Here is a 21,478-nt window from a genome sequence, read left to right as displayed (position 1 = left end):
CCTCACCGGCGGGCCCCTCAGTCCGGGGGCCCGCCGGGAGCCGGCGGCTCGATCGCGGCGAGCCACGCCGCCGCCTCGCGGCGGCTGCCGATCCGCACGACGCGCGCGTCACGGTCCGCGAGCGCGCCGTACTGCTCCCGGTAGCGCTCGAAGTGCGTCCAGGACCACCGCACGATGTTCCTCTCGGGGTCGCGGCGCAGGAGGCTGAGGACGTTCTCGCGGTTGCCGTGCCACAGCTCGGTGCGCGTGACGCCGCGGCGCACGGTGCGCAGCACGAGCTGCGTGACGACGACGCGACGCGGCGGGTCGAGCCACACCACGACGTCCGCCACGTCACCCAGGCCGTGACCCCGGCTGTTCCAGTTGCCGTCGGCCACCCACCCGAGGGCACCCGCCCCGCCGAGCAGCTGAGCCAGCCGGGCGCGCGCCTCGTCCTGGTCGCGGTGCCGCCAGCCCGCGTCCCAGTACACCTCGTCGAGCTCGACGTGCGGCACCCCGAGCCGTGCGGCAGCCGCGCGCGCGAACGTGGTCTTGCCCGCGCCGCTGCTCCCGACGACCCAGACGCGGCGCGGCCGCCCCGTCACCGACCGGCGTCGAGCACGGCCGCGAGGCTGCGCAGACGCGCGTTGGTGAACAGGTCGTCCACGAGCACGACCTGCCCCGCCGAGTCGGCGAGCGGCACCTTCCAGTTGGGGTACTCCTGGTCCGTGCCGGGCTGGTTCTGCGCGCGGCGCTCCCCCACGGCGTCCGCGAGCGCGACGCCGACGAGCACCGCGGGCGTCGCCATGACGTAGCGGTGCATCGCCTCGACGACCTCCCGCTCCGAGGGGTCGGCGCCGACGAGGCCGCGCGAGCGCAGCGCCGCGAGCATGCGGTCGCGCTCGGCCTCGGCCTGCGCGCGCACGACCGGCACGGGGTCCGTCAGCAGCCCGAGGCGCTCACGGATGGCGACGTGCTCGCCCGCGAGGTAGCCCGCGGTGGGCGGCAGGTCGTGCGTGGTCACGGTCGCCAGGACGAGCGGGCGGTAGTGCTCGGGCGGCAGCGGGTTGCCGTCGTCGCCGTTCTCGAACCACAGCACCGACGTCCCGAGGACACCCCGCTCGGACAGGTAGTCGCGGACCCACGGCTCGACGGTGCCGAGGTCCTCTCCGATGACGACCGCACCGGCGCGGTGCGCCTCGAGCGCGAGGATGCCGACGAGCGCCTCGTGGTCGTAGCGCACGTACGCGCCCTCGCCGGGCGCCGCGCCGTCCGGGATCCACCACAGCCGGAACAGGCCGATGACGTGGTCGATCCGGATCGCGCCTGCGTGCCGCAGCACGGTGCGCAGCATGTCGCGGTACGGCAGGTACCCGGCGCGCGCGAGCTCGTCGGGCCGCCACGGCGGCTGCGACCAGTCCTGACCCTGCTGGTTGTACATGTCGGGCGGCGCGCCGACGGTCGCGCCGCGTGCGAGGACGTCGCCGAGCGACCAGACGTCCGCGCCGGCCGGGTGCACGCCCACCGCGAGGTCGTGCATGATCCCGATGCTCATGCCTCCCTCGCGCGCGGCGCGCTGCGCCGCGGCGAGCTGCTCGTCGGCCACCCACTGCAGCCACGTGTGGAACGCGACGCGGTCCGCGAGCTCCTCGGCCTGCGCCGCGACGGCGGGTGAGGCCGGGTCGGCCAGCTCGGGCGGGATCGTCTCGGCGCCGTACCTCTCGGCGAGCGCGCTCCACAGCGCGAACGTGCGCAGCCCCGGTCCCTGCTCCTCGACGAACGCGTCGAAGACGGCCTGGCGCGGCGCCGAGCGCGGGTGCGCGAAGATCACGTCGAGCGCGGTGCGCTTGGCGGTCCAGGCCGCGTCGCGGTCGATCGGCCCGGCGTCCAGGTCGAGCGGGAGCACGGACTCGGCGGCCCACTCGACGAGCGAGCGGTCGGCCGCGGCGAGGTAGGCGGCCTCGGGGATCGCCTCGGGCCGGATGTAGATCGGGTTGACGAAGCGGCGGGTGCTCGGCAGGTACGGCGACGGCGTGAGCGGCGCGACGGGTTCCGCGGCGTGCAACGGGTTGATGAGCAGGAAGTCCGCGCCGGTCTCGTGCCCGGCGAGCCAGCCGATGTCCGCGAGGTCGGCCAGGTCGCCGACACCCCACGAGCGCTCGGAGCGCACCGAGTAGAGCTGCGCCATGTAGCCCCAGGCACGTCCGCCGTCCCGCAGCTGCGCGGGCAGCTCGAGGCGGTCGGGCGTCACGACGACGACGCCGCGGGCGGCGGCCGACGGGCCGGACGCGTGGATCGAGTGCCAGCCGAGCGGCAGGTCGCCGGGCACGACGAACGTCGCGCGCCCGACGAGACGCCCGTCGACCGTGCGCGGCTCGACGTACACGTCGGCCTGGTGCAGGTCCCGGCGTCCGCCCCCGACCTCGGGGTCGAGCTCGAGCCACACGTGCACGGGGTCGCCGTGCGTGACGTGGACGGGCACGTGCCGCTCGTGACCGGCGCGCAGGACGGTCGTCGGCGGGACGACGCGGCGCCACGGCATGTCGTCGACGTGCGCGAGCGCGAGCTCGACGCGCTCGGGTGAGCTCGCGTCGACGCCCAGGGCGGCGAGGACCGCGCGCAGCGTCCCGGCGGACGCCCGCCGCAGGTCGCCGTGGAACCCCCAGTGGTCGGGCACGACCCCGTACGCCGCGGCGAGCCGCAGCAGGGAGTCCGACGGAGCGGTGAAGTCGGCGACCACACGTCGATCCTGCCAGAGCGACGCGACCCGGACGCAGCCGAACGTCATGGGCGGGTCGGCTGCTCGTCGTAGCCTTGCGGACCATGACGCCCCCCGCGACGTACCCGCCCGCGCACCGCGACGACCTCGTCGAGGACCTGCACGGCCACGAGGTGCCCGACCCCTACCGGTGGCTGGAGGACGCCGACGCGGCGGCGACCCAGGCGTGGTCGCACGCGCAGGACGAGCTGTACCGGGCCGTCCGGGAGGACGACGCTCGGGCGCTGGCGGGTTCCCCGTTCGCGGGCGACGCGCTCACGGCGCGCCTGCAGGCGCTGCTGGGCGCGGGGTTCGTCAGCGCGCCCGCGTGGCGCGGCGCACGGCGCTTCGTCTCGCGGCGCTCGGGCGACCAGGAGCACGCGGTCGTCGTGGTCGTCGAGCCGGACGGGCACGGCGGCGAGGTCGAGCGCGTGCTCGTGGACCCGGTCGCGATCGACCCCGCGGGCACGACGACGCTCGACTCGTGGCAGCCCTCGAAGGAGGGCGCGCTGCTGGCGTACCAGACCTCGACGGGCGGCACGGAGGAGTCGGTGCTGCGCGTGCTGGACGTCGCGACGGGTGAGGTCCTCGACGGTCCCGTCGACCGCGCGCGGTACTCGCCCGTGGCCTGGCTGCCGGGCGGCGAGGCGTTCTTCTACGTGCGGCGACTCGCGCCCGAGCTGGTGCCGCAGGACGAGCGGCAGTACCACCGCCGCGTGTGGCTGCACCGCGTCGGCACGTCGCCCGACGAGGACGTCGAGGTGTTCGGTGCGGGGCAGCCGGTCACGAGCTACTACGGCGTGACCGTCTCCCGTGACGGCCGCTGGCTCGTGGTGTCGGCCGCCGCGGGGACGGCGCCGCGCAACGACGTGTGGATCGCGGACCTGACGGCGTCGTCGCCGCAGGCGCCGGTGTTCGTCGAGGTGGCGGTGGGCCTCGATGCGCAGACGGGTGCGTGGGTGGGCCGGGACGGACGCCTGTACGTGCACACCGACCTCGACGCCCCGCGCGGGCGCCTGGCGGTGGCCGACCCGGGCGACCCGGGCGCGGACCGGTGGCGCACGCTCGTCGCGCAGGACGGCACGGCCGTGCTGGAGGACGTCGCGCTGACCGACGGCGGGGGCGACGACACGACGCCTCGCCTGCTGCTCGCGTCGCGGCGACGCCACGCGGTCTCGTCGGTGACGGTCCACGACCCGGCCACGGGCGAGCGCCTGCCCGGTGCCGCGGGGACGGTGCCGCTTCCCGGTCTGGGCTCGGTGTCCGGCCTGGTCACGCGCCCCGAGGGCGGGCCCGAGGTGTGGTTCTCCTACACCGACCACACGACGGTGCCGGGCGTGCACCGGTTCGACGCCACGACGGGCGCGCTCACGCTGTGGGCGTCGCCGCCGGGCGTCGTCGCGGACGTGCCCGAGGTGCGCGTGCGTCAGGTCGAGGCGACGTCCGCCGACGGGACGACCGTGCGCGCGTTCGTCGTCGCGCGCGCCGACCTGGTCGACGACGAGGGGCGCCCGACGACGCCGCGGCCGACGATCCTGTACGGGTACGGCGGCTTCCAGATCTCGCTCGACCCCGGCTACTCGGCGTCCACGCTCGCGTGGGTCGAGGCGGGCGGCGTGTACGTCGTGGCGAACCTGCGCGGCGGCGGCGAGGAAGGCGAGGACTGGCACCGCGCGGGCATGCGCGAGCACAAGCAGCACGTGTTCGACGACTTCCACGCGGTCGCCGAGCTGCTCGTGGCGCAGGGGTGGACGACGCCCGGGCAGCTCGCGTGCTGGGGCGGCTCGAACGGCGGCCTGCTGGTCGGTGCCGCGCTCACGCAGCGCCCCGACCTGTTCGCGGCCGCCGTGTGCTCGGCGCCGCTGCTCGACATGGTCCGTTACCAGCGGTTCGGCCTCGGCGTCACGTGGACGGAGGAGTACGGCGACGCCGACGACCCCACCGAGCTCGGCTGGCTGCTCGGCTACTCGCCGTACCACCGTGTGGTCGAGGGCACGCGCTACCCCGCGACGCTGTTCACCGTGTTCGAGGGCGACACGCGCGTCGACCCGCTGCACGCCCGCAAGCTCGCCGCCGCGCTGCAGCACGCGACCGCCGCACCGCTCGCGCAGGCACCGGTGCTGGTGCGCTGCGAGACCGGCGTCGGCCACGGCGGCCGCGCCCTGTCCCGCTCGATCGCGCTGAGCGTCGAGCAGCTGCAGTTCGTCGCCCGGCACACCGGGCTCGTCGCGCAGCCCGCCCCCGCCACGCAGGAGGCCGAGTGACCGTGCACCTTCTCCCGACCGCCGCGACGCCCGCGCCGTCGCCGACCCCGACCGACGGCGTGCTCGTCCCGCAGGACCTGGGCTCGCCCACGTCGTGGTGGCAGTGGTTCACGGGGGTCCCGCTGACGATCCTCGTCATCGTCGCGGTGTCCTGCGTCGTGCTGGTCCTGCTGCAGGCGCTGATCCGCCGTGTCACCGACCACATCGCCGAGGGCACGCCCGTCACGGAGCGCGGCGTGCTCCGTCCGCTCGCGGACCGGGGCGTCGCGCAGACGCTGCTCAAGGTCGACCCGCTCGCCACGGCGCGCCGCGCGCAGCGCGCCCGCACGCTCGGCTCGGTGCTGCGCTCGACCGCGGCGGTCCTGGTGGGCGGCATCGCGGTGTTCCTCGTGCTGGACACGCTCGGGGTGAACATCGCGCCGTTCATCGCGTCCGCCGGGATCGTGGGCGTCGCGCTGGGCTTCGGTGCGCAGAGCCTCGTCAAGGACTTCCTGACCGGTACGTTCATGCTGCTCGAGGACCAGTACGGCGTGGGTGACGTGGTCGACCTCGGGCCCGCGACGGGCACGGTCGAGGCGGTCACGCTGCGCGTCACGAAGGTCCGCGACGCCGACGGCACGCTCTGGTACGTCCCCAACGGCTCGCTGGTGCGCGTCGGCAACAAGACGCAGGGCTGGGCGACGGCCGTCGTCGAGGTCGACGTGGACTACTTCGCCGACCTCGATCAGGTGGAGCGCCTGCTCGCGGAGGCAGCGGCGCACGTCGCGGCCGAGCTCGGCGACGCCGTGCAGGGTGAGCCGACGATCACCGGGATCGAGCGGCTGACCGCCGAGGCGATCACGCTGCGCATGCGCGTGCGGACGTCGCCGGCGCGGCAGTGGGAGGTGGCGCGCGCGCTGCGCGTCGCGGCGAGGCGCGTGCTCGAGGAGGCCGCCGTGCCGCTCGCGGGTCAGCGCGACGCGCTCACCGCGCACCGTGCGGCGCTCGCCGAGGTCGCCGACGACGAGGCGCAGGGCGCCGACGACGAGGCGCGCGTGGACGCGAGCGACCCTGACCCGCACGACACACCGGTCGACGACGTGGTGCGCCCGCCCAAGCCCTGACGGGGGGCTCAGCGCCAGGTCAGCAGCGGGTCGCCCGCGGCGACGCGCGAGCCCGGCTCCGCGTCGAGCACGACGAGCGCCGGGTCGGCCTGCAGGGCGACGACCGGGCAGACGGTGGACATGCCCGACGCGGCGACGTCGACGGGCGAGAACGTGATGAGCCGCTGCCCCGCACGCACGGCCTCGCCGCGCCGCACGTGCAGCGTGAAGCCCAGACCGGCGAGCCGCACGGTGTCGATCCCGAGGTGGACGAGGACGGAGCGTCCGCCGTCGACCTCGAGGGCGAACGCGTGCGGGTGCAGCGCGCCGACGACCCCGTCGCACGGGGCGACGACGTCCAGGCGCGCGACGTGGTCGGGCGCGATCGCGATGCCGGGGCCGACGATCTGCTCGGCGAACACCGGGTCCGGGACCTGCCCGATCGCGTGCACGACCCCGGGCACGGGCGCGACGACGCGCAGCTCGCTCATGTCCGGCGGGCCGGGCGGGTCAGCGCAGGGAGTCGAGCTCGGCGGCCAGGTTGTCCGCCTCGGGGCCGACGATGACCTGCACGATGCGGCCCGAGCGCACGACGCCGAACGCGCCGGAGGCCTTGAGCGCCTGCTCGTCGACGAGCTGGGCGTCGCTCACCTCCACGCGCAGACGCGTGATGCACGGCTCGAGGTCGACGACGTTGGCGTCGCCGCCCAGTGCGGCGAGGATCTGCTCTGCCTTGCTCAATGCCACTCCCGGAGGTTCTCGCGACGACCATCTCGCGACGGGGTTCTCGCGACCGGTCGTCGCGGCCAGCCCAGCCTAACGCGCCCCGCACGTGACGCCTTGCGCGTGTCCGGCTGGCGGCGCGGGTCCGGCGCGGGCCAGACTGACGACGTCTGACGAGGAGGTCGTCCCACGTGAGCCCCACCCCGCCGCCCCCCACGGTGGTGCACGGTCTCGGTGTGAGCCCCGGTCGCGTGGTCGCGCCCGCGGTGCTCATGCCGCCGCCGATCACCGAGCCCCCGTCCGGGCGGCGCCTGCCGCCCGGCGCGGACCACCGGTCCGCCGCCGACCGCGTCGGCGAGGCCTCGCGTCGCGTGTGCGCGGCGCTCGACGCCGCAGCGGACGCGGCCGAGGGGGACGCGGCCGACGTCCTGCGCGCGACCGCCGCGATCGCGGCCGACCCGACGCTCGTCGCCGACGCCGTGCAGCGCGTGACGACCGAGCACCTCGTGCCCGAGCGTGCGGTGTGGGAGGCGGCCGAGTCCGTCGCGGCGCAGTTCGAGGCGCTGGGCGGACTGTTCGCGGAGCGCACGCGCGACATCCACGACGTGCGCGACCGGCTGGTCGCCGACCTGACCGGACGACCGGCCCCCGGCGTCCCGCAGCGCGACGAGCCGTTCGTGCTGGTCGCGCCGGACCTGGCCCCCGCGGTGGTCGCGACGCTCGACACCGCGCGCGTGCTCGCCATCGCGACGTCGGCGGGTGGCCCGACCGCGCACACCGCGATCCTGGCCCGCGCGCGCGGCATCCCCGCCGTGGTCGCGGCGCGCGGCCTCGACGCCCAGGTCACCGACGGCGACGTCGTCGTCGTGGACGGCGGCGCGGGCACGGTCACGCTGCACCCCGACGACGAGCAGGTCGCGCGCACCCGGGCGCTCGCCGCGGTCGAGCGGACGTTCGACGGCGACGGGCGCACGGCCGACGGTCACCGGGTCGAGCTGCTCGCCAACGTGGGCGCACCGGCGGACGCGCACGCCGCGGCGGCCGCGGGGGCGCAGGGCGTGGGGCTGTTCCGCACCGAGTTCGAGTTCCTCGACCGCGACGAGGCGCCCGGTGTCGACGAGCAGGTCGCGGCGTACCGCGAGGTGTTCGCGCAGTTCCCCGGCCGCAAGGTGGTCATCCGCACGCTCGACGCGGGCGCGGACAAGCCGATGCCGTTCCTGACGGCCGACGACGAGGCGAACCCCGCGCTCGGTGTGCGTGGTCTGCGCACCGCTGCGACGCACCCCGAGGTGCTGGAGGACCAGCTCACCGCGATCGCGCGAGCGGCGCGGGCCGAGTCCGCGCTCGTGTGGGTCATGGCGCCGATGGTCGCGACCGTCGAGGAGACCGAGGAGTTCGTCGAGCGGTGCGCCGCGCACGGTCTGACGACCGCGGGCGTCATGGTCGAGGTGCCGAGCGCCGCGCTGCTCGCGGACCGCGTCCTCGCGCACGCCGCGTTCGCGAGCATCGGCACCAACGACCTCACGCAGTACGCCATGGCGGCGGACCGGCTCCTCGGCAGCGTCGCGCACCTGTCGGACGCGTGGCACCCGGCGGTGCTGCGCCTCGTCGCCGAGACGTGCCGCGGTGGCGCCGCGCAGGGCCGACCGGTCGGGGTGTGCGGCGAGGCCGCCGCGGTCCCGGCGCTCGCGGTCGTGCTCGTCGGGCTGGGCGTCTCGTCGCTGTCGATGACGCCGCGCGCGCTCGCCGACGTCGCGGCGGTGCTGCGGGCCACGTCGCTCGACGAGTGCCGGCGCCTGGCGCAGCTCGCGCTCGGCGCGCAGTCCGCGGCGGACGCGCGCGAGCGGGTGCGCGCGGGGCTGCCCGTGCTCGGCGACCTGGGGCTGTGACGCGCGTGTGAGGATGGGCGCGTGAGGGACACGTTCTACGAGGCCGTGGGCGGTCACGACACGTTCGTCGCGCTCGTCGACCGCTTCTACGAGGGGGTCGCGGGCGACCCGGTGCTCAAGCCGATGTACCCCGAGGAGGACCTGGCCCCGGCCGCCGCGCGGCTCACCGCGTTCCTCGAGCAGTACTGGGGCGGGCCGACGACGTACTCGCAGGAGCGCGGGCACCCGCGCCTGCGGATGCGCCACGCGCCGTACAAGGTCAACCCGGACGCGCGCGACCGGTGGCTCGCGCACATGCGGGACGCGGTCGACTCGCTCGACCTGGCGCCGCTGCACCGCGCCGAGCTGTGGGACTACCTGGAGCGCGCGGCGCACTCGATGATCAACACGTTCGAGGACTGAGGGCGACGTCACGGCCGACCCGTCCCGGCGCGGGGCGCCCGGCGTGAGATTCTGCGGGGCATGACGACGCCCGACCGGGTCGACGCGGTGCTCGAGGCACTGCGCCTGCGGCCCGTCCCCGACCAGCCCGACACGTTCACCGCGACCAGCCTCCCGCAGCCCGGCGGACGCGTGTTCGGCGGGCAGGTGCTCGCGCAGGCGCTGCTCGCGGCGGGCGCGACGCTCGACGACGACCGGCTCCCCCACTCGCTGCACGGCTACTTCCTGCGCGCGGGTGACGTCGCCGAGCCGATCACGTTCGCGGTCGAGCGGCTGCGCGACGGGAGGTCGTTCACGGCCCGCCGCACGCACGCGCTGCAGAACGGCGCACCGATCCTGTCGATGACCGCGTCGTTCCAGACCGAGCAGGACGGGATCGACTACGCCGACGAGATGCCCCCGGGCGTCCCGGCGCCGCAGGACGTGCCGTCGGTGTTCGACGTGCTCGGCCCGATCGACCACCCGGTGGCGCGGTTCTGGACGCAGGAGGCCGCGTTCGACGTCCGCCACGTCGAGGGTTCGCTGTACCTGGGCCCCGCGCCGGAGCGCACCGGGCAGCAGATGGTCTGGTTCCGCTCGCGCTCGCCGCTGCCGGACGGGCAGCTGCTGCACCGTGCGCTGCTCGCGTACGCCTGCGACCAGGTCATGCTCGAGCCGGTGCTGCGCCGCGCGGGCCGCTCGTGGGTGACGCCCGGCATGTCGATCGCGAGCCTCGACCACGCGATCTGGTGGCACCGCGACGTCCGGGTCGACGACTGGCTGCTGTACGTGCAGGCGTCGCCGAGCGCGCAGGGCGGGCGAGGGCTGGGCACGGCGCGCGTGTTCACGCAGGACGGGGCGCTCGTCGCGACCATCGCGCAGGAGGGCATGGTCCGGGTGCCCTGACCGGCCCCGCGGGGCACCGCCGGGCGCACGTCGTGCCTGGTCGGACCCGCTGCGGGCCCGGCGTGACGCGCACCACGCACGGATCATCCGGACGCTTCGCCCGCTCGGCGCGCGCACGCGGCCGTCGTGCCTCAGTATTCGGGCATGCCGTCGCGTCGCCCCGACCTCGTCCGTGCCGTCCTGGTCGCCGTCAGCATCGTCGTCTGGATGGCGATCGCGTCGTTCGGCGGTCAGGCGCAGGGCAAGCTGTCCCAGGTCCAGACGAACGACACGGCGGCGTTCCTGCCGTCGTCGGCGGAGTCGACCCTCGCCGCGGAGGCCGGCCGCGAGTTCGTCGAGGCACCCGCGCTGCCCGCGCTCGTCGTCCTGACGCCCGCGGCGGGCGGTCAGGTCACCGACACGCAGGTCGAGCAGGTCACGGCCGTCGCGCAGGCCGTGCCGCAGCACGCCGTCCCCGGCACGGACGCCGTGTGGGCGGACTACCTCACGGCCGACCCGGTCGTCACGCCGTCGCAGGACGGCGAGGCGATCCTCGTCGTCTACTCCCTCGACGCGGACAGCGCGGAGGAGCTCGTCGGCGACGAGGAGTCGGTCACCGGGGCGTTCGTCGGCGACCTGCGCGCGACGCTCGACGACGAGCTCGGCGCGACCGCGAGCTCGGCCGGTGAGGCCGGGCTGAACGCGTGGGTCACCGGTCCCGCGGGCTTCGTCGCGGACCTCGTCACGGCCTTCGGCGGCGTCGACGGCATCCTGCTGGTCGTGGCGCTCGTCGCGGTGCTGCTGATCCTCGTGGTCGTGTACCGCTCCCCGCTGCTGCCGTTCGTCGTGATCCTGACGGCCGTGTTCGCGCTGACGCTCGCGGGGCTCGTCGTGTACCTGCTCGCGGACTCGGGCACGCTCGTCCTCAACGGCCAGGCGCAAGGCATCCTGTCGATCCTCGTCGTGGGTGCGAGCGTCGACTACGCGCTCCTGCTCGTCGCGCGCTACCGCGAGGAGCTGCGCCACCACGAGCACCCCGCGGCCGCGATGCGCCGCGCGTGGCGCGCGTGCCTCGAGCCCATCGCCGCCTCCGCCGGCACCGTGGTCGCGGGCGTGCTGTGCCTGCTGCTGTCCGAGCTGGGCTCCAACCGCAGCCTCGGGCCGGTGGCCGCGATCGGCATCGTGTCCGCGTTCCTCGCGGCGCTGACGCTGCTGCCCGCGTTCCTGCTGATCGGGGGCAGGCGCTCGCGGTTCTACTTCTGGCCGCGCACCCCCCGGTACGTCGAGACGTCGGCGACGTCCGCCGACGCCACTCCCGCCGAGCCGACGGGCGTGTGGGGCCGGCTCGCGCGCTGGGTCGGCCGGCACGCGCGAGCCGTGTGGGTCTCGACCGCCGCGGTGCTGGTCGCGTTCGCCGCGTTCCTCCCGACGTTCTCCGCGGAGGGCACCAGCGAGACCGACGTGTTCCGCACCGAGGTCGACGCGGTCGCGGGCGAGGAGGTCCTCGCGGCGCACTTCCCCGCGGGTTCGGTCGACCCCGTCACCGTGATCGTCGCGCAGGGCGACGCGGACGCCGCCGCCCGGGCCGCGCAGGGCGTCGACGGTGTCGCGTCCGTCGCGCCGTACACCGGGACCCCCGCGGGCGCGCCGACCGGCGACCAGGCCGAGCCGCTCGTCGTCGACGGTCGCGTGCGGCTCGACGTCTCGACGGACGCCCCCTCCGACTCGCGCGCCGCGCAGGACACCGTGCGCGACGTGCGCACCGCCGTGCACGACGTCGCACCGGACGCGCTCGTCGGTGGTGCCGCCGCCGAGACGGTCGACTCGGTCGACGCCGCGCAGCGCGACCTGCGGGTCATCGTGCCGGTCGTGCTCGTCGTGATCGTCCTGATCCTCACGCTGCTGCTGCGCGCGGTCACCGCCGCGCTCGTCCTGCTCCTCGCCAACGTGCTGTCGTTCGCGGCGACGCTCGGGGTGGCCGCGATCCTGTTCGAGCACGTCTTCGACTACCCGGGCGCGGACCCGACCGTCCCGCTGTTCGCGTTCGTGTTCCTCGTCGCGCTCGGGGTCGACTACTCGATCTTCCTCATGACCCGCGTGCGCGAGGAGTCGCTGCGTGACGGCACACGGGTCGGGGTGGTCCGCGGGCTCGCGGTAACCGGCGGCGTCATCACGTCCGCCGGGGTCGTCCTCGCGACCACGTTCGCCGCGCTCGCCGTCATCCCGCTGCTGTTCCTCGCGCAGCTCGCGTTCCTCGTCGCGTTCGGCGTCCTGCTCGACACGTTCGTCGTGCGCACGCTCCTGGTCCCGGCCCTGGTGCACGACCTCGACCACCGCACGTGGTGGCCGTCGCGGCTCGCCCGGCCGCGCGTGCCCGCCCGGGAGCGGTGAGGCACCGCTCGTGGTGCGGCTGCGCCGGGTGCGCATCGACTCGCCGGGGTGGACGCGCCGCCGCGCGGGCCGCGGGTTCGTGTACCTCGACCACGACCGACTGCGGATCACCGACGCGGAGCACCTGACCCGGATCGTCGGGCTGGCGATCCCGCCCGCGTGGCAGGACGTGTGGATCTGCCCGCTGCCCCACGGTCACATCCAGGCCGCCGGCCTCGACGACGCGCAGCGCCGCCAGTACCTGTACCACGCGCAGTGGCGGGTGCGCCGCGACCGGCTCAAGCACGACCACGTGCTCGACGTGGCGCGGCGCCTGCCGGCGGCTCGCCGCCACGTGCGCCGCGACCTGCGGCTCGAGGGCTTCCCGCGCGACAAGGCGCTCGCGCTCGCGTTCCGTCTGCTCGACCTCGCGTACCTGCGGGTGGGCGGGGAGGGCTACGCCGCGCGGCACGGGTCGTACGGCCTCGCGACGCTGCGCAAGGACCACGTGCGCGTGCTGCCGCCGCAGACGGAGTCCGACCCGGGCCGCGTCCACCTGCACTTCCCCGCCAAGTCCGGCCAGGTGCGGGACACGGTCGTCGAGGACGACGACGTCGCCGCGCTGGTGCGCACGCTCGTCCGTCGCCGCGACGACTCCCCCGAGCTGCTCGCGTGGCGCGACGAGGCCGCGGGCGTCTGGCGCGACGTGACCAGCGCCGACGTCTCGGCGTACGTCAAGCGGCGCCTCGGCGCCGACGCGACGCCCAAGGACTTCCGCACGTGGCACGCGACCGTGCTCGCGGCGCGCGGTCTCGCGGCGGCCGGCCCCGCACCCGCGTCCGACCGTGCGCGGCGGCGCGTGGTCACGCAGGTCGTGCGCGACGTCGCCGAGGAGCTCGGCAACACGCCGGCGGTGTGCCGGGCGTCCTACATCGACCCACGCGTCGTCGACCTCTGGGAGCGCGGCGAGACCATCCGCCCGACGCGCTCGCAGGCCGTCGCGGAGCGCGAGACGCTCCGCCTGCTGGGCTGAGCGCGCCCGCGCACCTCCCGCCGTGCGGCCACCGGTCCCGTGCCGCAGACTGCCACGGTGACGACCGACGACGACCTGGCGCCCGAGCCCGTCGCGCACAGCCTCCCGGGGCTCGTGCCGGGCCTCGACGACGACGGCCGGCCGCGCCCCGACGCGCCGCTCGCGGTCGTCACGGGCGTGACGGGCTACGTCGGCGGGCGGCTGGTGCCCGAGCTGCTGACCGCCGGCTACCGCGTGCGCGCCGTGGCCCGCACGCCCGACCGGCTGCGTGGGCGTCCGTGGTTCGACGACGTCGAGGTCGTGCAGGCGGACGCGGCCGAACCCGACGAGATCGGGCCCGCGCTGCGCGGGGCGCACGTCGCGTACTACCTCATCCACTCGCTCGGCACGGGGCGCGAGTTCGCGGAGCGCGACCGGCGTACCGCGCAGGCGTTCGCGGACGCGGCCGCCGCGGAGCGCGTCGGGCGCATCGTGTACCTGGGCGGCCTCACTCCCGACGACGAGGTCCTCTCGGAGCACCTCGCGTCGCGTGCCGAGGTCGGCGAGATCCTGCTGCGCAGCGGCGTGCCGACGACCGTCCTGCGCGCCGCCGTGATCCTCGGGTCCGGCTCCGCGTCGTTCGAGATGATGCGCTACCTCACCGAGCGGCTGCCCGCGATGACGGTGCCGCGCTGGGTCGAGAACCGCATCCAGCCCATCGCGGTGCGCGACGTGCTGCGCTACCTCGTCGGCGCGGCCGCGATGCCGCCCGACGTGAACCGCGGGTTCGACATCGGCGGCCCGGACGTCCTGACCTACCGCGACATGATGCAGGGCTACGCGCAGGAGGCCGGGTTGCGGCGACGCGTCATCGTCGGCGTCCCGCTGCTCACGCCCCGCCTGTCGAGCCTGTGGGTGTCGCTCGTGACGCCCGTGCCCGGTGGGCTCGCGCGCCCCCTCGTCGGGTCGCTCGTGCACGAGGTCGTGTGCCGCGAGCACGACATCGCCCGGTGGGTGCCCGACCCGCCCGAGGGTCTCGTGGGGTTCCGACGAGCGGTCCGGCTCGCGCTGCGACGCGTGCAGGAGGCGTCGGTGTCGACCCGCTGGTCCTCGGCGTCCGTGCCCGGCGCGCCGTCCGACCCCCTGCCGAGCGACCCCGACTGGGCCGGTGGATCGCTGTACGTCGACGAGCGACGCGTGCAGGTCGACGCCTCCCCCGCGGCGCTGTGGCGCGTCATCGAGGCCGTGGGCGGCGAGCGCGGCTGGTACTCGTGGCCGTTCGCGTGGCACGTGCGCGGGCTGCTCGACCGGCTCGCGGGCGGCCCGGGGCTGCGTCGCGGTCGGCGCGACCCGGGGCGCCTGCTCGTCGACGACGCGGTCGACTGGTGGCGCGTCGAGGCGATCGAGCCCGGGCGCCTGCTGCGCCTGCGCGCGGAGATGCGCGTGCCGGGGCTCGCGTGGCTCGAGCTGCGGGTCGAGCCCGTGACGGAGGACGCGGGCGACGGGGACGCCTGGACGACCGCGCCGGTGGTGTTCTCCCAGCGCGCGCTGTTCCACCCCAGCGGTCTCGCGGGCCAGCTCTACTGGTGGTCGGTCGCGCCGTTCCACGGCGTCGTGTTCGGGGGCATGCAGCGCAACATCGCGGCCGCGGCGCAGAGCGCGCAGCGCTCGATGCGTGCGCCGGTCAGCGGCGACGCCACCACCGGCGGGGCGGGTCGTCCGGCGCCAGGGTCGTGACCACGCGCTCGACCGCGGCGCGCTGGTCGTCGTCCGCCGCGAGCGCGGTCACCAGGACGACGTCGTGGCCGCGGCACAGGGCGGCGGCGAGGTGCCAGCCCTCGTCGTGCTCCCACCGCACGCCGGCGCGCTCGGCGGTCGGCTCGTCGTCGCCGTGCAGCGGGAGCGCCGCCACGTCGTCCGGTGCGCCCTGCGCCCGCGCGTGGGCCAGCACGGTCGCGCGCGCGTCGGGCGCCGGGCTCGGCCCGCGGTGCACCGAGACGTCGAGCGACACCCCCTCGCCGCGCACGCGGTACCGGTGGCCCTCCAGGCCGGTGGCCGCCCAGCCCGCGGGCACGCGCAGCGCGAACACCCCCGCGTGCGCGAGCACCTGCCCGGGCACCGGGACCTCGGCGTCCGCCGCGCTCACCGCGCGCCCCGTCGGCGGATCGCGACCGGCTCCTCGAGGTACGGCTGCCACGCCGCGCGCTCGTCGGGACCGATGCGGGTGGGCGCACCCGTCGCGGAGTCGACCAGCACGATCGTCGTGACGGCCCGGGCGTACACGACCGACGCCGGGTCGGCCGCGGGCAGGTCACGCACCTGGTAGCAGACGTCGAGGCTCGCGCCGCCGAGGTGGCCGATCCACAGCTCGACGACCACCGGGGAGCGCCGGTACCCGAGCGGCCTGACGTACTGGATCTCCTGGTGCGCGATGAACGTCGACACGCGCGTGCCCGGTCCGGCGTCGAGCACGGCCGTGGAGCGCGTCTCGGGCCGCACGCCGTCGGGGCCCACGGGGTGCTGCCAGAACACCTCGATGCGGGCCTCCTCGAGCAGGCGAAGCATCTCCACGTTGTTGACGTGCGCGTACGCGTCCATGTCCGACCAGCGCAGCTGCACCGGCACCTCGAGCCTCGCCATGCGTGTCCCTCCTCGTCGCGCGGACACCTCTCCCCGCCCGTCGCATCCTCCCCCGTCCGCCGGTCCGCCGAGCGCGACGTCCGTCCCGTGGTGCGCCGCCGGGGGCGTCTCAGCGCGCCGCGGCGCGCGCCGCCTGCGACCGGCAGCGCTCGAGCGCGGCCGTCTCCTGCGCGAGCGGGTCCACGACGAGCGCGTCCGCGACCTGCGCGACGGCCGCGCGCAACCGCCTGCCGGCCGCGCGTGCCCGACGCCGCGCACCCAGCCGCGCCGCGACGCCGGCGAGCAGCGCGACGAGCACCCCGGCCAGCACACCGCCGACGAGGAGCGCGGTCGGCACGGGGACCGGCCCCCACTGCGGCACGTCCGGCTCGGGGAGCCGCAGGTAGCCCATCGGCGCGAGCCCGGCGAGCCACAGCCCCCCGACGACAGCGGCGGTGAGCAGCAGCCACTGCAGCCCTGCGACGACCCGCCACCACCACGCCGGGCGCTGCGGGACCAGCGGCGTGCGCGCGATCGCGTGGTCGAGCGCGTCGGGCAGCGCGCCGGTCCGCGCGTCGGTCAGGGCGGCGGGGTCGAGCCGCGCGCGCGCCGCGAGCACCCACGCGTCGGGTGCCCCCGCGAGCGCGGCGTCCGCGTGGTCACGTACGGCGGTCGTCGCCCGCGCGCGCTGCGCGGCGCCCAGAGGCGGCAGCGACGAGCGCGCGAGCTCGGCCTGCGGCGCGGGCCGGGGCGCGAGCCCGAGGCGCCGCAGCGGGTCGGGGCGCAGGCCCGCGACCCAGCGCACGGGCGGCCAGCCGGTCCGCGCGGTCGCGGCGCGCACGGTCGCGCGCCGCACCGCGTCGACGACGGTCGGGACGCCGGCGGCGTCCGCGAGCGCGTCCACGAGAGCGCGGGGGTCGCGGGTGCGTCCGCGTACCGGGGGGCCGCACGCGTCGAGCACCACGGCCGCGGCGTTCCGCAGGTCCGCACCGAACCGCCGCGTGCTCGCCTCGCGCCGCCGCACGGCGTCCGCGACGAGGGCGCGCAGCGCGTCGACACCCGCACCCGTCGCGGCCGAGAGGCCCAGGGCACGCGCCGCGCCGATCCCGTCGGCGGTGGCGAGCCGCCGCAGGTCCGCGAGCACCGCCGCCGCGTCGCCCGGGGTCAGGCGGTCGACCTGGTTGAGCGCCAGCACGACGACGTCGTCGTGCCCGACGAGCGTGCGCAGGAACCCCTGGTGCAGCGCGGCGTCCGCGTACTTCTGCGGGTCGACCACCCACACGAGCAGGTCGGCGCGTGCGACGAGCCGCTCCGCGCGCACGCGGTGCTCGACGACGACCGAGTCGTGGTCGGGCAGGTCGAGCAGCACCAGGCCGGGCGGCAGCGGGGTCGTCGCCGCGGGCAGCACGTGGCGCCGGTCGACCTCGAGCCAGTCGAGCAGCGCGGACGGGTCCTGGCCGCCGTCCCCGGCCGGGACCACGAGGGCGAGCGGGTGGGACGTCGTCGGCCGCTGGACGCCCGTCGCGGCGAGGTCGGCGGCCGCGAGCGCGTTGAGCAGCGAGGACTTGCCCGAGCCGGTCGCCCCGGCGAGCGCGACCACCGTGTGCTCGGCGGACAGCCCCGCACGCTCGCGCACGCGCGCGACGAGCGCGCGGGTGTCCTCGACGAGGTCGGGTGCGAGCCGGCCGTCGCCCGCGTCGAGCGCCGCGGCGAGCGCGTCGGCGCGCTGCTCGAGCGTGAGGCTCATGCGCGTTCCTCGTCGGTCCCGGCCGCGCGCCGCCCGAGCAGCCGCTGCCACAGCCCTCGACGCGGGGGCTGCGCGACCGCGTCGCCGCGGGTCGGCTCGTCGGCCGCCGCGTCGGCACCGCGCAGGCGCCGGCCGCTGGCCGCGGGCGCGGGCGTGGCGGCGAGCGTCGGGCGGTCGCGCCGCTCGTCGCGGGCCGCACGCGCCACGTCGTCCGCGGCCGCCCGCAGCGCGCCGCCCGCGGCGTGGGCGGCACCGAGCGCGTCGAGCTGGGCCGTGAAGCGGGCCGACTCCGCGTCGAGAAGCCGCGCGGCGCGCGCGTCGAGGAGCTCACGCGCCTGCGCCGCCAGACGCCGCACCGCGTCGTCACCGAAGACCGCCTCGAGCACCTTCTGCGCGACGAGCGCCGTGCCCCCCGCGATACCGACCTCCACGCCGGTGATCCCGCCCGTGGAGGCGAACGCGAGCACCATGAGGCTCACCCCGAGCGCGTTGACCCCGAACGACAGCCCGCGTGCGGTGCCGCGCCGGGCCGCGCCCTGCTCGCGCACCAGCTCCAGGACGTCGGCCTGCCAGCCGCGCACCTCGGCGTCGACCGCGGCGCGCAGCCCGGCCGACCCGCGCGACAGCTCGAGGCCGACGAGCGCCGCACCGGCCGCGTCCGCACGCCACGCCGCGTGGCTGCGGGCGGCCGCGGTGTCCGCGGCGTCGAGCAGCACGACCTGCAGGCTCGTCGCGATCGCCTGCTCGACCTGCGGCGCGGGCGCGGGCCGTCCGCGCAGGAACCGCCCCACCGCGTCCCGGACGCGCCCCACGCCCGCCTCGACCGAGCGGAGCAGGTCCCCCGTGCCCACCAGGTCCTGCCATCGCGCGAGGACCTCCCCACGGAGCATCGCGCCCTGCGACGTCGCCTCGGACACCGTGCGTGCCGCCTCGTCGTAGGCGAGCGCGACCGCCGCGCGCAGGCGCGTGTCGGCGGCCACCTGCGCGTCACCGGCATCGGCGATGCCCCCTGCCCGCCGCACCAGGTCGTCCACCACGCCGTCGCGCGTCGCGAGCGCGACCGCCTCGCGCGTCGGCGCGTCGGCGCCGAGGGCGGTCAGCCACGCGGCGACCGGACCCACCGCGTGCTCGGGGAGCAGCCCGTCGACCAGCGGGGTCTCCGGCACGACGAGCAGCGGCGCGTCCTCGAGGCCGTTGCCGTCCATGAGCCGGCGCAGGTCCGCCGCCACGGCCTGCGCCCCGGCGTCCACCCGGTCGACGACGAGCGCGACCTGCGTGTGCCGCCGCGCAGCGCGGTGCAGCAGCTCCCACGGCACCGCGTCCGCGTACCGCGCCGCGGTGGTGACGAACAGCCACAGGTCCGCCGCGTCGAGCAGCTGGCCCGCGAGCCGGCGGTTCGTGTCGTCGACCGAGTCGACGTCCGGTGCGTCGAGCAGGGCGAGCCCGGGCGGGAGCACCGCGGACGCGACGAGCCGCAGCGCCCGCCCCTCGCCGGCGGCACCGGCGTCCGAGACCACGCGCGCGAGTCCGGGCAGCACGCGGTCCGTGGAGAACCAGCGCTCGTCGAGCGGGTGGTGCACGAGCACGGGTGCGCGGGTGGTCGGCCGCAGCACGCCGGGGGCGGAGACCTGCACGCCGAGCAACGAGTTCACGAGCGTCGACTTGCCCGCCCCGGTCGAGCCGCCGACCACGACGAGCAGGGGCGCGCTGTGCGCCCGCAGGCGCGGCAGCAGGTAGTCGTCGAGCTGGTCGAGCGCCGCCGCACGGTCACCGCGGGCCTCGGCGACGCGGGGCGTCTCGAGCGGGAGCTCGAGCGCCACCAGGCGGCTGCGCAGGCGCTCGAGCGCCTCGACGAGCGGGCCCTGGTGGCCGCCCGTCGTGCCTGCGACCTCGGATCCCGTCACGCTCGACAGTCTGCCCGAGCACGCGCGCCCCGGCCCGACGAGGCGGACCGGGGCACGCGTGGCGCGGCGGGCGTCGCTCAGTCGCGGCGCAGCTTGCGGTAGGTGACGCGGTGCGGGCGCGCGGCGTCCGCACCCAGACGCGCCACCTTGTTCTCCTCGTAGGAGGCGAAGTTGCCCTCGAACCAGTACCAGTTCGCGGGGTTCTCCTCGGTGCCCTCGTACGCCAGGATGTGCGTCGCGACCCGGTCGAGGAACCACCGGTCGTGCGAGACCACGACGGCGCAGCCGGGGAAGTCGAGCAGCGCGTTCTCGAGCGAGCCCAGCGTCTCGACGTCGAGGTCGTTGGTCGGCTCGTCGAGCAGGAGCAGGTTGCCGCCCTGCTTGAGGGTGAGCGCCAGGTTGAGGCGGTTGCGCTCGCCGCCCGACAGCACGCCCGCCGGCTTCTGCTGGTCCGGGCCCTTGAACCCGAACGACGCGACGTACGCGCGCGAGGGGATCTCGACGTTGCCGACCTTGAGGAAGTCGAGGCCGTCCGAGACGACCTCCCACAGCGTCTTCTTCGGGTCGATGCCGCCGCGCGACTGGTCGACGTACGAGATCGACACGGTCTCGCCGATCTTCAGCTCGCCGCCGTCGAGCGGCTCGAGGCCGACGATCGTCTTGAACAGCGTCGTCTTGCCGACGCCGTTCGGGCCGATCACGCCGACGATGCCGTTGCGCGGCAGCGTGAAGCTCAGCCCGTCGATCAGCTGTCGGCCGTCGAAGCCCTTGCTCAGGTCCTTCGCCTCGAGGACGAGGTTGCCCAGACGCGGGCCCGGCGGGATCTGGATCTCCTCGAAGTCGAGCTTGCGCGTGCGCTCGGCCTCGGCGGCCATCTCCTCGTAGCGGGCCAGGCGCGCCTTCGACTTGGTCTGGCGGCCCTTGGCGTTCTGCCGGACCCAGTCGAGCTCGTCCTTGAGTCGCTTGGCGAGCTTCGCGTCCTTCTTGCCCTGGACCTGGAGGCGCTCCTGCTTCTTCTCCAGGTACGTGGAGTAGTTGCCCTCGTAGGGGTAGAGGCGGCCGCGGTCGACCTCGCAGATCCACTCGGCGATGTTGTCGAGGAAGTACCGGTCGTGCGTGACGGCCAGGATGGCGCCCTGGTACGCCTTGAGGTGCTGCTCGAGCCACTGCACCGACTCGGCGTCCAGGTGGTTGGTGGGCTCGTCGAGCAGCAGCAGGTCCGGCTTCTCGAGCAGGAGCTTGCACAGCGCGACGCGGCGGCGCTCACCACCGGAGAGCACCTTGACGTCCGCGTCCGGCGGCGGGCAGCGCAGCGCGTCCATCGCCTGCTCGAGCTGCGCGTCCAGGTCCCACGCGTCGGCCGCGTCGATGGCCTCCTGCAGCTGGCCCATCTCGGCGAGCAGCGCGTCGAAGTCCGCGTCGGGCTCGGCCATGAGCGCCGAGATCTCGTTGTACCGGTCGAGCTTCGCCTTGATCTCGCCCACACCCTCCTCGACGTTGCCGAGGACGGTCTTGTCGTCGTTGAGCGGCGGCTCCTGCTGCAGGATGCCGACCGTGAACCCGGGGCTCAGACGCGCCTCGCCGTTCGACGGCTGGTCCAGGCCGGCCATGATCTTCAGGATCGTCGACTTGCCGGCGCCGTTCGGCCCGACGACGCCGATCTTGGCGCCGGGCAGGAAGTTCAGCGAGACGTCGTCGAGGATGACCTTGTCTCCGTGCGCCTTGCGCGCCTTGTACATGGTGTAGATGAACTCAGCCACGGGCTCGGTTCTCCGCCTCACGTGCTCGGGGATGCTGGGGGTCGCGGGACGCGACCGGCGACCACC

Annotated in this window: 17 protein-coding genes; 8 read left to right on the top strand and 9 right to left on the bottom strand. The window is 75.9% G+C overall.

Features of this window, described 5'->3' with window-relative positions; genetic code table 11:
- Positions 1-17: 17 nt before the first annotated feature.
- Positions 18-584 (bottom strand): toxin, encoded by a 567-nt coding sequence (locus CBP52_RS02320; protein WP_094179659.1) that lies wholly within the window; start codon positions 582-584, stop codon positions 18-20.
- Positions 581-2,719, bottom strand: coding sequence for a 4-alpha-glucanotransferase (gene malQ / locus CBP52_RS02315; RefSeq protein WP_232514622.1), 2,139 nt, complete (start codon positions 2,717-2,719; stop codon positions 581-583). The genes CBP52_RS02320 and malQ overlap by 4 nt, the downstream gene beginning before the upstream one ends.
- Before the next feature lie 83 nt (positions 2,720-2,802).
- Here malQ and CBP52_RS02310 point away from each other — a divergent pair, with 83 nt between their 5' ends.
- Both CBP52_RS02310 and CBP52_RS02305 read left to right on the top strand, forming a co-directional pair.
- Positions 2,803-5,001 carry a prolyl oligopeptidase family protein gene (locus CBP52_RS02310; RefSeq protein ID WP_094179657.1) on the top strand — a complete coding sequence of 733 codons (2,199 nt, stop codon included), beginning with the start codon at positions 2,803-2,805 and terminating at the stop codon, positions 4,999-5,001.
- Positions 4,998-6,104 (top strand): mechanosensitive ion channel family protein, encoded by a 1,107-nt coding sequence (locus CBP52_RS02305; RefSeq protein WP_232514621.1) that lies wholly within the window; start codon positions 4,998-5,000, stop codon positions 6,102-6,104. The genes CBP52_RS02310 and CBP52_RS02305 overlap by 4 nt, the downstream gene beginning before the upstream one ends.
- An 8-nt stretch (positions 6,105-6,112) precedes the next feature.
- Here the strand turns inward: CBP52_RS02305 and CBP52_RS02300 are convergent, their stop codons facing one another.
- A complete protein-coding gene (locus CBP52_RS02300; protein ID WP_094179656.1) occupies positions 6,113-6,574 on the bottom strand; it encodes a PTS glucose transporter subunit IIA in 462 nt (153 codons plus the stop codon).
- A gap of 19 nt (positions 6,575-6,593) precedes the next feature.
- Positions 6,594-6,893 carry a glucose PTS transporter subunit EIIB gene (locus tag CBP52_RS02295; RefSeq protein ID WP_268531394.1) on the bottom strand — a complete coding sequence of 100 codons (300 nt, stop codon included), beginning with the start codon at positions 6,891-6,893 and terminating at the stop codon, positions 6,594-6,596.
- Positions 6,894-7,078: 185 nt separating this feature from the next.
- Here CBP52_RS02295 and ptsP point away from each other — a divergent pair, with 185 nt between their 5' ends.
- The 6 genes from ptsP to CBP52_RS02265 all read left to right on the top strand — a co-directional run bounded on the left by ptsP (position 7,079) and on the right by CBP52_RS02265 (position 15,119).
- On the top strand, positions 7,079-8,695 hold the full coding sequence (gene ptsP, locus CBP52_RS02290) for a phosphoenolpyruvate--protein phosphotransferase (RefSeq protein ID WP_232514734.1): 1,617 nt from the start codon (positions 7,079-7,081) through the stop codon (positions 8,693-8,695).
- 21 nt (positions 8,696-8,716) lie between these two features.
- Entirely contained in the window at positions 8,717-9,097 is a 381-nt protein-coding gene (locus CBP52_RS02285) for a globin (RefSeq protein WP_094179653.1), read from the top strand.
- 60 nt (positions 9,098-9,157) lie between these two features.
- Positions 9,158-10,021 carry an acyl-CoA thioesterase II gene (locus tag CBP52_RS02280; RefSeq protein ID WP_094179652.1) on the top strand — a complete coding sequence of 288 codons (864 nt, stop codon included), beginning with the start codon at positions 9,158-9,160 and terminating at the stop codon, positions 10,019-10,021.
- A gap of 144 nt (positions 10,022-10,165) precedes the next feature.
- Positions 10,166-12,391 carry an MMPL family transporter gene (locus CBP52_RS02275; RefSeq protein ID WP_094179651.1) on the top strand — a complete coding sequence of 742 codons (2,226 nt, stop codon included), beginning with the start codon at positions 10,166-10,168 and terminating at the stop codon, positions 12,389-12,391.
- Between the two features lie 10 nt (positions 12,392-12,401).
- The gene (locus CBP52_RS02270) at positions 12,402-13,403 is read left to right on the top strand and encodes a DNA topoisomerase IB (protein ID WP_094179650.1); all 1,002 of its coding nucleotides are present in this window, start codon (positions 12,402-12,404) and stop codon (positions 13,401-13,403) included.
- A 57-nt stretch (positions 13,404-13,460) separates the two neighbouring features.
- A complete protein-coding gene (locus CBP52_RS02265) occupies positions 13,461-15,119 on the top strand; it encodes an SDR family oxidoreductase (protein ID WP_094179649.1) in 1,659 nt (552 codons plus the stop codon).
- On the opposite strand, the gene CBP52_RS02260 is transcribed toward CBP52_RS02265, so the two are convergent.
- The 5 genes from CBP52_RS02260 to ettA all read right to left on the bottom strand — a co-directional run bounded on the left by CBP52_RS02260 (position 15,067) and on the right by ettA (position 21,412).
- On the bottom strand, positions 15,067-15,528 hold the full coding sequence (locus tag CBP52_RS02260; RefSeq protein WP_094179648.1) for a hypothetical protein: 462 nt from the start codon (positions 15,526-15,528) through the stop codon (positions 15,067-15,069). The two genes, CBP52_RS02265 and CBP52_RS02260, sit on opposite strands and share 53 nt — an antisense overlap.
- Positions 15,525-16,022 carry a thioesterase family protein gene (locus tag CBP52_RS02255; protein WP_094179647.1) on the bottom strand — a complete coding sequence of 166 codons (498 nt, stop codon included), beginning with the start codon at positions 16,020-16,022 and terminating at the stop codon, positions 15,525-15,527. Before CBP52_RS02255 ends, CBP52_RS02260 begins: the two co-directional genes overlap by 4 nt.
- A gap of 109 nt (positions 16,023-16,131) precedes the next feature.
- Complete coding sequence (locus CBP52_RS02250) at positions 16,132-17,748, bottom strand: GTPase (RefSeq protein WP_094179646.1); 1,617 nt, start codon at positions 17,746-17,748, stop codon at positions 16,132-16,134.
- Positions 17,745-19,652, bottom strand: coding sequence for a dynamin family protein (locus CBP52_RS02245; RefSeq protein ID WP_094179645.1), 1,908 nt, complete (start codon positions 19,650-19,652; stop codon positions 17,745-17,747). The genes CBP52_RS02250 and CBP52_RS02245 overlap by 4 nt, the downstream gene beginning before the upstream one ends.
- A 77-nt stretch (positions 19,653-19,729) precedes the next feature.
- Entirely contained in the window at positions 19,730-21,412 is a 1,683-nt protein-coding gene (gene ettA, locus CBP52_RS02240; protein ID WP_094179644.1) for an energy-dependent translational throttle protein EttA, read from the bottom strand.
- Between the last annotated feature and the right edge of the window lie 66 nt (positions 21,413-21,478).

The organism is Cellulomonas sp. PSBB021 (genome assembly GCF_002240455.1).
GTDB classification, from domain to species: domain Bacteria; phylum Actinomycetota; class Actinomycetes; order Actinomycetales; family Cellulomonadaceae; genus Cellulomonas; species Cellulomonas uda.
The sequence above is the reverse complement of the archived record's forward strand: the minus strand, read 5'-3'. Positions and strand labels throughout refer to the sequence as shown.